Annotated in this window: 11 protein-coding genes; 9 read left to right on the top strand and 2 right to left on the bottom strand. The window is 38.1% G+C overall.

The features are described from left to right. Nucleotides 1–121: 121 nt before the first annotated feature. From ACFO3O_RS17140 to ACFO3O_RS17125, 4 genes are read left to right on the top strand one after another with little or no spacing between them, the layout of a single operon-like run. Nucleotides 122–1,345, top strand: coding sequence for an Nramp family divalent metal transporter (locus ACFO3O_RS17140; RefSeq protein ID WP_379981069.1), 1,224 nt, complete (start codon nt 122–124; stop codon nt 1,343–1,345). Nucleotides 1,346–1,353: 8 nt separating this feature from the next. Continuing rightward, nucleotides 1,354–2,085 (top strand): 5-oxoprolinase subunit PxpA, encoded by a 732-nt coding sequence (pxpA, locus tag ACFO3O_RS17135; protein WP_379981067.1) that lies wholly within the window; start codon nt 1,354–1,356, stop codon nt 2,083–2,085. Further along, entirely contained in the window at nt 2,085–2,810 is a 726-nt protein-coding gene (gene pxpB, locus ACFO3O_RS17130; RefSeq protein WP_379981065.1) for a 5-oxoprolinase subunit PxpB, read from the top strand. The genes pxpA and pxpB overlap by 1 nt, the downstream gene beginning before the upstream one ends. Continuing rightward, entirely contained in the window at nt 2,800–3,669 is an 870-nt protein-coding gene (locus ACFO3O_RS17125) for a 5-oxoprolinase subunit C family protein (RefSeq protein ID WP_379981063.1), read from the top strand. Before pxpB ends, ACFO3O_RS17125 begins: the two co-directional genes overlap by 11 nt. Before the next feature lie 77 nt (nt 3,670–3,746). Here ACFO3O_RS17125 and ACFO3O_RS17120 read toward each other — a convergent pair whose 3' ends face one another. Continuing rightward, on the bottom strand, nt 3,747–4,052 hold the full coding sequence (locus ACFO3O_RS17120; RefSeq protein ID WP_379981061.1) for a hypothetical protein: 306 nt from the start codon (nt 4,050–4,052) through the stop codon (nt 3,747–3,749). Between the two features lie 171 nt (nt 4,053–4,223). On the opposite strand from ACFO3O_RS17120, the gene ACFO3O_RS17115 reads away from it, so the two are divergent. The 3 genes from ACFO3O_RS17115 (at nt 4,224) to ACFO3O_RS17105 (ending at nt 6,758) form a co-directional block, all read left to right on the top strand. Continuing rightward, on the top strand, nt 4,224–4,586 hold the full coding sequence (locus tag ACFO3O_RS17115) for a hypothetical protein (protein ID WP_379981059.1): 363 nt from the start codon (nt 4,224–4,226) through the stop codon (nt 4,584–4,586). 704 nt (nt 4,587–5,290) lie between these two features. Continuing rightward, a complete protein-coding gene (locus ACFO3O_RS17110) occupies nt 5,291–6,094 on the top strand; it encodes a sensor histidine kinase (RefSeq protein ID WP_379981057.1) in 804 nt (267 codons plus the stop codon). Then, on the top strand, nt 6,081–6,758 hold the full coding sequence (locus tag ACFO3O_RS17105; protein WP_379981056.1) for a response regulator: 678 nt from the start codon (nt 6,081–6,083) through the stop codon (nt 6,756–6,758). The genes ACFO3O_RS17110 and ACFO3O_RS17105 overlap by 14 nt, the downstream gene beginning before the upstream one ends. On the opposite strand, the gene ACFO3O_RS17100 is transcribed toward ACFO3O_RS17105, so the two are convergent. Continuing rightward, nucleotides 6,753–8,126, bottom strand: coding sequence for an aldehyde dehydrogenase (locus ACFO3O_RS17100; protein ID WP_379981054.1), 1,374 nt, complete (start codon nt 8,124–8,126; stop codon nt 6,753–6,755). The two genes, ACFO3O_RS17105 and ACFO3O_RS17100, sit on opposite strands and share 6 nt — an antisense overlap. Nucleotides 8,127–8,508: 382 nt before the next feature. Here ACFO3O_RS17100 and ilvD point away from each other — a divergent pair, with 382 nt between their 5' ends. Both ilvD and ilvB read left to right on the top strand, forming a co-directional pair. Next, the gene (gene ilvD, locus ACFO3O_RS17095; RefSeq protein ID WP_379981052.1) at nt 8,509–10,188 is read left to right on the top strand and encodes a dihydroxy-acid dehydratase; all 1,680 of its coding nucleotides are present in this window, start codon (nt 8,509–8,511) and stop codon (nt 10,186–10,188) included. Between the two features lie 90 nt (nt 10,189–10,278). Then, on the top strand, nt 10,279–12,003 hold the full coding sequence (gene ilvB, locus ACFO3O_RS17090; protein WP_379981050.1) for a biosynthetic-type acetolactate synthase large subunit: 1,725 nt from the start codon (nt 10,279–10,281) through the stop codon (nt 12,001–12,003). Nucleotides 12,004–12,049 lie beyond the last annotated feature (46 nt).

Here is a 12,049-nt window from a genome sequence, read left to right as displayed (position 1 = left end):
TCTATAGTTTTTACATTGATTTAGAAGTTCTGGCCATCACGAAAAATGATTTTACAAAAAGAAAGATGATGAATGGATAGGATTTTTATACATTAGACATTGATAACCGATCCTTCGTCTAGTGAAAAAAAAATACTCAATTTCTGGTCCTGGTGTGCTCATTGCGGCTGCATTTATTGGACCTGGCACTGTGACTACGTGTACCATTACAGGCGCTTCTTTTGGATTTACCTTGATATGGGCCATGGTACTCTCCATCATCGCGACTATTTTTTTGCAAGAAATGGCAGCACGTATTGGTCTAGTGACCAACAAAGGACTCGCCGAAGTCATCCGTTCTCAAATTAAAAGACCCAGTATTCGCTTATTTGCAATTCTACTTATATTAAGCGCTATTGTTGTTGGCAATGCAGCCTATGAGGCAGGCAATATTAGTGGTGGTGTACTAGGGATAGAAGCTTTAGGCGCTTCGGGTTCATTTGAAGTCGGGTCACTAACAGTTAATGGATGGAGTATAGGTATAGGAATCCTTGCGGCAATTATACTTTATATAGGGAGTTACAAAGTCTTAGAGCGTATTTTGGTAGGATTGGTGCTTTTTATGAGTGTTGCTTTTATTATTACGGCGATGGTTACAAAACCAGATATCGTAGCTGTTTTAAAAGGCAGTTTTGTGCCTTCATTTCCAGAAGAAAGTATTTTTACCATTATCGCGTTGGTGGGAACCACGGTAGTTCCTTATAATCTTTTTCTGCACGCCTCTTTGGTGACTGAAAAATGGAATGGAACCGAGGCACTTCCTATCGCAAGAAAAGATACCATTGTGGCTGTTATTTTGGGAGGTTTTGTTTCGATTGCTATTATTGTTTGTGCGGCAGCGATACAAGGACAAGAAATTTCAAATGCAGCAGATCTCGCTAAGAGTTTAGAACCATTATTTGGAGAATATGCCCGCTATTTCGTCGGTATTGGGATGGGAGCCGCAGGATTAACATCAGCTATTACAGCACCGTTAGCAGCAGCTTATGTGGTACAAGGATGTCTGGGTTGGGAGAAAAATATCAAGTCTACTAAGTTTAGATGGGTGTGGGGAGGTATTTTATTTTTAGGAATTTTCTTTTCCTCATTCGGCTATAAACCTATCGATATTATCCAATTTGCGCAAGTAGCCAATGGAGTCTTACTTCCTATTGTTGCGGGATATTTAATTTGGTTGGCCAATAGAAAACAACTTTTAGGCACTTTTGTCAATAAACCTTGGCAAAATATCATCAGTATTCTTATTTGGTTTATTGTCCTTGGATTAGGACTTAAAAGTATTCTAAAAGTATTTGATATTTTATAGAACAGAACATGTATAGCATAGATCTTAATAGCGATGTAGGAGAAGGAATCGGTAATGAAGCTCAATTACTGCCGCTTTTAAGTTCTTGCAATATTGCGTGTGGCGGTCATGCGGGAACAGATACCATCATCCAAGAAACCATTCAGCTTGCCATAAAACAAAACGTAAAGATAGGTGCACATCCGGGGTATCCAGATAAAGAGAATTTTGGCAGAACTATATTAGACATATCTCCTACAGCATTGCGAGACAGCCTCACAGCACAGATACAGAAAGTAAAAAATTTCGCCGAAAGGCAACACCAGAAATTACACCATGTAAAAGCACATGGCGCATTATACAATCTTGCCGCAGTCGATGCTGACATCGCACGTTTGATCATTGCAGTAGTTCGAGAAATAGACGATCAACTTGTGCTATACGTACCCTATCATTCCAAACTCCAAGAGGAGGCAAAAAATCAATTGCAGGTGAAGGTAGAGGGCTTTGCAGATCGCCGTTATAACGCTGATTATACCTTGGTAAGTAGAGCTTTGCCCAATGCGGTGATTCGTGACGCAAACAAAGTACTTGCACATATTATCCCGATGATCACACAACAGCAACTCCATACGGCAGAAGGTGAGACTCTGCCATTTCATATTGATACCTTATGTGTGCATGGCGATACACCAGCAGCATTTCAAATGCTAAAAAAGATTCATCAAGGATTACAAAAGCACCAAATATCCCTACGCTAATGCACTATCTAGATATTCGTATTTTCAAAATGGGAGACTATTCTTGGGGTATCCAATGGCAGTACAAGCCATCACGGGAGCTTTTACAGTTTCTACTGGCTGTAAAAGAAAATTTATCAAAAACCTTTGTTGCTGAAATTATCCATACCTATACTGAGATTTTACTTAAAAATGTGGAAGAGGAAGGTTCTGAAAAAGATATAAAAGACCGCTTTCGCGAAATCATAAACAGTACGCATCCACTGTTGTCTGAAAAGCCAAGAATTCATCGGATTCCAGTCTGTTACGATCCATTGCTGGGTGATGACATCGAATCCTTTTTAAAAGCGAAATCTCTCACTTTAGCCCAGCTGATTGAGATGCACACCCAACCCTTATACACTGTATATTTTATGGGTTTTTTACCAGGGTTTCCTTATTTGGAAGGGTTGGATAAGCGTTTACAGATAGATCGTAAAGCCATTCCCTTGCAAAAAGTACGCAGAGGAAGTGTCGCCATAGGAGGGAAGCAAACGGGAATTTATCCCCAAGACAGCCCGGGTGGATGGTATATTATAGGACACACACCAGTGACATTATTTGATGTAACTAGAAAAATACCTTCGATATGTAATGCAGGAGATTATATTAAATTTGATGTAATTACGCTACAAGAGCATCAGTTTTTAGTCGAAAAAGCCTTATGCGGAAACTTAGCACCCACCACTGAAGTTTATGAAGGATAGTATTATCATAAAGCGTACAGGTTTTTATACGACAATTCAAGACCAAGGACGTTTTGGATATGCGTCTGTGGGAGTGCCAGAAAGTGGCGCTATGGATAAAAATGCGATGCTACTTGCCAATGCACTAGTGAATAATTCAGAAAATGAAGCTGTATTAGAATTTACTTTAGTGGGGCCTACGATCGAGTTTCATTGCGATCGACATTTTGTAATCACGGGAGGAATTACCCTTGCAACACTTGATCAACAAGTCATTCATAATCATACCGTTTATTTAGGGCGTAAAGGACAAACCTTAACACTTACCAAAATTACAGAAGGCTGTCGAGGATATGTTGCTATTGCGGGTGGATTTCAAATTCCTGAGGTATTGGGAAGTAAAAGTATGTATGCGCCTATTACAAGGGAGGGATATATACATCAATCCATCGAAATTCCTATCGGAATATCTGCTTATGGAAACGCGAAAGGGGCTCGCATAAAATTAGGTAATATACAGGGTGACACTTCGTATCTGAAGAAAAATCAAATACACGTATATAAAGGTCCAGAATACGATCTTTTAGAAGCGCATCTTCATGCATACATCACAGAAACATCGTTTCTAATTTCAAAATTATGGAATCGAATGGCGGTACAGCTTGAAGAAACTGTAAAACATAACACACCTTCTATACGTACAGGTCCTGTGATACCTGGTACGGTTCAATTAACTCCCTCTGGGCGTTTGGTGATATTAATGAAAGACTGTCAGACTACAGGTGGGTACCCACGCGTATTACAGCTTTCAGAAATTGCCATACACGTTCTCGCTCAAAAAAAGCAAGGTGATTGCATCTCTTTTTTACTCGATAATTGAGATTAAATTTTCCAAGGCTTGCCTCGAAATCAAATGGTATTTCTTTAAAATGCTTTGAGGGCTTGCCCCGAAGTAGTTTATTTGTTGATTAAAATACCGTGCTGTTCTGTGACTGTGTCACTAAGTAATTGGATAACATCTCCTTTACCAAGGATGTCTTCTGTGCGTTTTGCCTCATCTTTTAGTTCTTTATGAGAAGAAATTGTATCCCATAAGTTATGGATGTAATCGGCATAATCAGATTCATTGTTCCATTCAGGGATTCCTAGGCGTCTTCCTTTGGTATATAATTTTCTGATTGTTAGTTTGCAAAATGTAATAGTAGAATGCATAATGTTAGGTCTTTTTGCATTTAATCGTTCTGAATTTGAGGCTCTTCCCATGCTATTATTGTCTAAATATAGGAAATCATTTCATTTCCGTAAGAATTTTACAGCTAAAATATACAGGAAGACCGTAATTGAAATACGTATTTTTACCTGATTTTGTGGAAACCTACTTGCACAAGCTGTTATATTTTCCTACATTCATCACTTAACTTTAATTATTTACTTATGGCAAAACCAGACAAATGCATTACACCTCAGGATGCAGAAAAGTTGTTTACGCATTGGAGCAATACAAGGGGAGAAGGTATTAGAGCTCATATCGGAGAACAAGATACATGCGAATTTACATTGAGTATTTCAGAGTTACGGGAATATTTAGATTATGTAGAAAGTGAGTCAAAAGACCAAGGGATTTCAAACCCTGGTGTGCGTTTGTACTTTGGTGCGTATAATGATGATAAATCAAAAAAAGCAACTTTTTTTCTAGCACCTACGATGGGAGAAGGTAAGGATGCTGAGAATAATTACAAAACAGATCCATGGAATATACAGCATGGAGGTATTCCACCTAAAACTTATCAACCTTAAAGTTTTTAATTATTGAATTCTTTTTTTAATACTTTATTAAGTGTTCAGGTACTGTTTGAAGTTGTAGCTGCGCTAGTAGCTACAACTTCTTACATTTTTATTACAGAGCTCAAGATTAAATCATTTAAGTATTTTACAATTTATTTGTGGTTGGTAGTTCTCGTTGAAATAATAGGCGCGTCTACACTTTTAATTTGTCCATTGAAAATTGATGAACTTACTTTTTTTGTCAATAATCCTAAATGGCTATCTAATTATTGGTTTTACAATATTTATTTAATAATTTCTTTTGGTTTTTTTACATATTACTTTAGAGAACAATTATCTAAAAAAAAGCATAAATTCTTTTTAAAGTATAGTCTCTTATTATTTGTAATCATAAGTATAATATATGCTGTTAATACTCCTTCTATTTTTGAAGTTTACTTGAAGCTAGTTAATATATCTGGTTTGATATTGCTGACTATATCAATTTTTTTGTATTATTTTGAAGTGTTAAACTCGGATAAGGTTTTAGTTATTGGGAATTCATTTCCATTTTTTGTTTCTATAGCTGTTTTTTTATGGTATATCATAGTAATGCCACTTATTTTAAGTAGTGAGTTTTTTGTTTCAGAGGAGGTAGTTTTTGTAGAGTTTTACACCTTAATAATAGATTACGCAGGTAATTTCCTTTATGGAATGTTTATATTTGGCATCATAAAATGTTACTGGTTCAACAAATCTCAAAGCATGAAGTCCTCCTCGTCGCCTACTTTATCATAGTCGTCGTAGTGCTTGTTGTGCTTTTTATTCTCTTCTTTTATACGTTTCAACGCCGTAAAAACAAATTACTTATAGAAAAAGTAGTCGCTCAAAAGGAATTTGAGAGCACATTAATTCAAGCAGAAAATGAAATACAAGAAGCGACACTCAAAAATGTAGGGATGGAGCTTCACGACAATGTGGGGCAACTCCTATCTGTTGCTAAAATGCAATTGCGTTCTGGACTCTCTCAACTAGAGGATGATAAAAAAGAAGCCTTTGCAGAAGCCCTAGAAACCGTAAATTTAAGCCTTACAGAAGTCCGCCAACTTTCCAAAATAGTCAATGGCGAAGTCCTTGCCAATTTAGACTTACAAGATGCCATACAAGTAGAAATAGATCGATTAAATCGGTTTTCTCATACCAATGCTACATTTTCTTTAAACGGATCACCTATTTTTATAGAAGAAAAAGAAAAAATTATTATATTTAGGATTGTTCAAGAATGTTGTAGTAATGTCATTAAACATGCTGATGCTCAGAATCTTGATATTCGTATATTTTACGAGGAGGCAAGCCTTCAAATCATGATAAAAGATGATGGAGTAGGATATGATACACATACAAATACATCAGGTTCAGGACTTATTAATATGCAACGTAGAGCAGAAATGATTAAAGCGCAACTCGTAGCCCATAGTAAGCAAGGACAGGGAACAGAAATAACACTAACTTACCAACCACCCATATATGAGACCGCTTAAAGTAGCCATAGTTGATGACCATATACTTTTCGCGAAAGCATTAAAGACCTTAGTTTCTGGATTTGAAGATACGTATGTCGTCTTTGTGGCCAAGAATGGTAGGGAATTTATAGAATATATTAAAGACAATAAAGAACCGCCAGACGTCGTGTTACTAGATGTACAAATGCCCATTATGAATGGACTAAGCACCATGGCGTGGCTAAAAGATAATCGTCCAGAAATTAACGTCATTGCTATCACAATGGAAGATGATGAAGAGACCATTTCTAATATGGTCTTCTTTGGGTGTAAAGGCTATCTTCTCAAGGATGTAGAGCCAAAACGGCTTAATGAATCCATCATCAAAGCTAGTAAAGGAGAATTTGTGTACAACGAAATTGTAGATGTACCCTTTCGTAAACAAGCCTTAAATGGGATCTCTAACGAAGCCGAAGCCGAAGTCAATAATCATCGAAAATTCCAATTAAAAGAAACCGATCAAGAGTTTTTAAATTATTTGTGCGGTACCGATTTAGGCTATAAAGAAATAGCCAACCGTATGAATTTAAGCCCCAAAACCATAGAAAATAGACGAGCAGATTTATTCAGAAGACTAGGCGTTACTTCTAGAGTTGGCGCTGTTATTTATGTAATGAAACATAAACTTATCGAGCAATCATAACCATCGCATCACAATTTTAAGTAATGCATTTTTTCCTTTATAAGGCGCATATCTAAAGGGGAGATCCAACCAGTTTCCTTTTTTTACCACAGCCTTTGCATGACTAAACGTTAAGAAACTATACTTACCGTGATAATTTCCGATACCACTGTGACCAACGCCGCCAAAGGGTAATTTTTCGTTTATAAAATGAATAATAGTGTCATTAACGGCACCACCGCCAAAAGAGAAACGCTCTAAAAACCAATTTGAAAAAGACCGCTTTCGCGAAAAAATATAACCAGCCAACGGTTTTTCATAACGATCAATAATAGCTTCGATATCGGCTTTGGTTTGATACGGAATCACAGGTAAAATAGGACCAAAAATCTCATCTTTCATCGCTAAATTATCCAAACTAGGGTGGTCAATGATAGTAGGCGCTATATACAATTGATCACGATCTGTATCTCCACCCACAGCAATAGAAACATCCTCAAGCATGCTGGTAAGTCTGTCAAAATTCTTTTCATTGATAATTCGCGCAAAATCAGGAGATAGCTTTGCATCATCTCCGTAGGCATTCTCTATTTCTTTTTGTAATGTCTGTAAAAAAGCTTCTTTTACACTCGCTTCTATAAGAACATAATCAGGAGCAATACAGGTTTGTCCAGCATTCAAAAACTTTCCCCATACAATCCGCTTTGCAACCAATCTAATATTGACAGATGCATCAATCACGCAGGGGTTTTTCCCACCCAATTCTAGCGTTTTGGGTGTTAGATGTTTGGCAGCAGCCTTTGCTACAATTTTTCCGACAGTAACACTTCCTGTAAAAAAGATATAATCCCATTGTTGTGACAGTAATTCGGTGGTTTCAGGAACAGCACCTTGCACAACAGTTACATATTCTGGAGGGAATACTTCATGAATAATAGTTTCTAAAATAGCACTTGTTGCAGTTGTGAGTTCGCTAGGTTTTACAACGGCTGTATTGCCAGCAGCAATAGCTGCTATAAGAGGGGCTAGCGCAAGTTGATACGGGTAATTCCAAGGTGCAATAATAAGCACAGTACCGTAGGGTTCATAAATTATGTAATCGCTACTTGGGAAATTTGCAATAGCACTTTTAACTTTTTTAGGACGTGCCCAAAACGCTAAGTTTTTAATAGTCAGGTTGAGTTCTCTTATAATAATACCTGTTTCACTAGCGATGCTTTCAAATACAGGTTTCTTAAAATCTGCGTATAAAGCTTCATGAATAGTAGTTTCATGCCTTAGTACGCTTTCGCGTAAGCGTTTTAAAAAAATAATTCGCTGTTGTATAGACCTTGTTTTGCCAGAAGCAAAATAGGTGCGCTGTGAATCTATAAGAGAGGGGATGTTCAAACTTCTTTTTTTGTAAAAATAATTACATTTTTTGATGAAAAGACTAAAAAGGTAGAAATCATTTAGTGTTTATGAGGTGTATTTTAAAAAACTTTTTATACTTTTAAAGTCAGTTTATGAAAAATCAGATAATTAATAATGTCATTATTGTCATTCCTTTCCAGGAGTGATACGGACTATTATACCTCATATAAAGCCTGTATCTATGTATTGATACAGGCTTTTTTTTTGCTGTGGTTTATGTAAGAAAAATAATTATAAAATATTGATTATTAAAAGTTTATATAAGTCAAATCATACTTGAATAACGTAGGAAATTATAAACTGATAATTCAAAAAAAATAAAACCAATTAGTTTTAATATTTTAAAATAATACAACCCTTGAAGGAACTTAATACATATAGTAAAGCCGTTAGCCAAGATCCAACACAACCCGCAGCACAAGCAATGTTGCACGCCATCGGATTAACAGAAGAAGATTTTAAAAAACCATTTGTAGGAATTGCAAGTACTGGATATGAAGGGAACCCTTGTAATATGCACTTAAATAACTTAGCCCTAGATATCAAGAAAGGTGTACAAGCTTCCGATTTAGTAGGATTGATTTATAATACGATTGGGGTAAGTGACGGTATTTCTATGGGAACTCCCGGAATGCGTTACTCATTACCAAGTCGAGATCTGATTGCAGATTCTATGGAAACGGTGGTGCAAGCCATGTCGTATGATGCACTTGTCACCGTAGTAGGTTGTGATAAAAATATGCCAGGTGCATTAATGGCACAATTACGATTAGATCGTCCGTCGATACTGGTTTATGGAGGAACGATTGCTCCTGGGTGTCATGAAGATAAAAAACTAGACGTTGTTTCTGCTTTTGAAGCTTGGGGAGAGAAAGTAGCGGGAACGATTACAGAAAAAGAATTTAAAACGGTTGTCAAAAAAGCCTGTCCTGGTGCAGGTGCTTGTGGAGGTATGTACACAGCAAATACCATGGCTTCTGCTATTGAGGCGCTAGGAATGAGCTTACCCTATACGAGTTCAAATCCAGCAATATCCTCTAATAAGACAGCCGAATGTGCTAGAGTAGGAAAGGCGCTAAGACATATTATAGAGCAAGATATTAAACCATCGGATATCGTTACACGTAAATCCCTTGAGAATGCCATAAAATTGGTTACTGTTTTAGGAGGATCTACCAATGCTGTTTTACATTTTCTAGCCATAGCCAAAGCCGCTCAGATTCCGTTTACACTAGATGATATCCAAAAAATAAGCGATACTACCCCGTTTTTAGCCGATTTAAAGCCTAGTGGTCAATATCTGATGGAAGACTTACATAAGGTAGGAGGTGTTCCTGGAGTTCTCAAATATATGCTTGCGCAGGGAATGCTTCACGGGGATTGTATGACCGTTACAGGAAAAACCATTGCAGAGAACCTTGCTGAGGTAGAACATTTGAAAGCACATCAAGATGTGATCCACACCGTTGAAAACCCGATCAAAGCAACTGGGCATATCCGTATTCTTTATGGAAATATTGCTAGCGAAGGTTCGGTTGCAAAGATAACAGGGAAGGAAGGGCTCCACTTTCGCGGAAGCGCACGCGTTTTTAATGGAGAATATGAAGCAAATGCAGGAATAGGCGCAGGAAAAGTAAAGAAAGGAGATGTGGTTGTGATCCGTTATGAAGGTCCGCAAGGAGGGCCAGGAATGCCAGAAATGTTGAAGCCTACAGCAGCTATTATGGGCGCTGGATTAGGAAAAGATGTAGCACTTATTACAGATGGTCGTTTCTCAGGAGGAACACATGGTTTTGTGGTAGGACACATTACTCCCGAAGCACAAACAGGCGGTGGTATTGCATTAATAGAAGATGGAGATACCATCGTGATTGATGCCGAAAAAAATACGATAAACGTAGAAGTAAGCGAAAGCGAACTGACCGAAAGAAAAGCAAATTGGATCGCGCCGGCATTAAAAGTAAAGTGCGGTACCTTATATAAATATGCACGCACAGTCTCTTCCGCAAGTGAAGGATGTGTAACAGATGAATTTTAAATCAAATTTCCCCAGTAGCTTCTCTCTTTTGGGACTTGCCTCCGACGACTGAGGCACAAAGGAGAGGAAGGCAAAAAGGGGTGAGGGATTATGGAAACAAAGACACTACAAAAACAACAAACTACCACGACCACTATGTCGGGTAGTGAAGCATTGATTCACTGCTTGCTTGCAGAAGGAGCAAATTTAGTATATGGCTATCCAGGAGGTGCGATCATGCCATTTTATGATCAGTTACATATACATCAAGACAAGATTCAGCACGTCCTTACGCGTCACGAGCAAGGAGCTACACATGCAGCGCAAGGGTATGCAAGAGCTACTGGAAAAGTAGGGGTAGCTGTGGCCACTTCTGGACCTGGTGCAACAAACCTCATTACAGGAATTGCAGATGCACAAATTGATAGTACCCCTATGGTCTGTATTACTGGACAAGTGGGATCACATTTGTTAGGGAGTGATGCTTTTCAAGAAACTGATATTATTGGTATCTCAACGCCCGTAACCAAGTGGAATCATCAGATTACTAGCGCCAAAGAAATTCCAGAAGTCCTTGCAAAAGCATTTTATATTGCACGTTCTGGACGTCCAGGGCCTGTTTTGATTGATATTACAAAAGATGCGCAATTTGAAGAGTTTCAGTTCGCTTACGCGAAATGTGAGCACATCCGCAGTTATACCCCTGTACCAGAGATTCAGGAAGATCAACTCAAAGCTGCCGCTGAAGCCATTAATGCTGCAAAGAAACCCATGATTGTTTGGGGCCAAGGTGTGATTCTAGGAGAAGCTGAAGAAGAGTTTAAAGCTTTTGTTGAGAAATCTGGAATCCCTGCGGCTTGGACGATACTAGGTGTTTCTGCCATCCCCACAAACCATCCCCTCAATGTAGGAATGGTCGGAATGCACGGAAACTACGGACCTAATGTGTTAACCAATGAATGTGACGTGTTAATCGCCATCGGAATGCGTTTTGACGACCGTGTGACAGGCAATCTTGAAACCTACGCAAAACAAGCGAAAGTTATTCATTTTGAAATCGATCCTGCCGAGGTAAGTAAAAATGTAAAAGCAGATATTCCCGTCCTTGGAAATTCTAAAGAGACCTTAGCACGTATCTTACCAATGATTGAACAAAAAAAGCATACAGATTGGCATCAAAAGTTTAAAGATCACTACACCATTGAGTTTGACAAAGTCATCAACAATGACATTCATCCAACAAAAGAGGGATTGACGATGGGGGAAGTGATCGAATTGATCAACAAGAAAACAAAAGGAGATGCTATTATTGTCACAGATGTAGGACAACACCAAATGGTGGGCATACGTTATGCAAATTTCAATACATCCAAAAGTAATATTACCTCAGGAGGTTTAGGTACTATGGGCTTTGCACTTCCTGCAGCGATTGGCGCCAAAATGGGCGCGCCAGATCGTGAGGTGGTAGCCATTATAGGCGATGGAGGGTATCAAATGACTATTCAGGAATTAGGAACTATCCTTCAAACGGAAGCAGCCGTGAAAATTGTGGTACTGAATAATGAGTTCTTAGGCATGGTACGACAGTGGCAACAGTTATTTTTTGACAAACGCTATGCAAGTACTGAAATGAAAAACCCAAACTTCTGTAAAATTGCTGAAGCCTACGATATAGAAGCACAAAAAGTAATCGATAGAAAGGATTTAGAAGATGCTGTTGAACGAATGATCGCTTCAAAAAACAGTTTCTTCTTAGAAGTTATGGTAGAAAAAGAAGACAATGTTTTCCCTATGATCCCAACAGGAGCATCAGTTTCGGATATAAGGTTGGAGTAAAAGCCCCTAATCTCCGAAGGGAGAATATTAATGTGGAAACATTGGA

Source organism: Dokdonia ponticola, assembly GCF_042653865.1.
Taxonomy (GTDB): Bacteria; Bacteroidota; Bacteroidia; order Flavobacteriales; family Flavobacteriaceae; genus Dokdonia; species Dokdonia ponticola.
Note: the sequence above shows the minus strand (reverse complement) of the source record. Positions and strands in the feature narration are given on the sequence as shown.

What these genes read in the sequence shown, in the direction of transcription:
- pxpA (WP_379981067.1), top strand. Translation starts at nt 1,354, where the DNA reads ATGTATAGCATAGATCTTAATAGCGATGTAGGAGAAGGAATCGGTAAT.
- pxpB (WP_379981065.1), top strand. Translation starts at nt 2,085, where the DNA reads ATGCACTATCTAGATATTCGTATTTTCAAAATGGGAGACTATTCTTGG.
- ACFO3O_RS17125 (WP_379981063.1), top strand. Translation starts at nt 2,800, where the DNA reads ATGAAGGATAGTATTATCATAAAGCGTACAGGTTTTTATACGACAATT.
- ACFO3O_RS17120 (WP_379981061.1), bottom strand. Translation starts at nt 4,052, where the DNA reads ATGGGAAGAGCCTCAAATTCAGAACGATTAAATGCAAAAAGACCTAAC.
- ACFO3O_RS17115 (WP_379981059.1), top strand. Translation starts at nt 4,224, where the DNA reads ATGGCAAAACCAGACAAATGCATTACACCTCAGGATGCAGAAAAGTTG.
- ACFO3O_RS17110 (WP_379981057.1), top strand. Translation starts at nt 5,291, where the DNA reads ATGTTACTGGTTCAACAAATCTCAAAGCATGAAGTCCTCCTCGTCGCC.
- ACFO3O_RS17105 (WP_379981056.1), top strand. Translation starts at nt 6,081, where the DNA reads ATGAGACCGCTTAAAGTAGCCATAGTTGATGACCATATACTTTTCGCG.
- ilvB (WP_379981050.1), top strand. Translation starts at nt 10,279, where the DNA reads ATGGAAACAAAGACACTACAAAAACAACAAACTACCACGACCACTATG.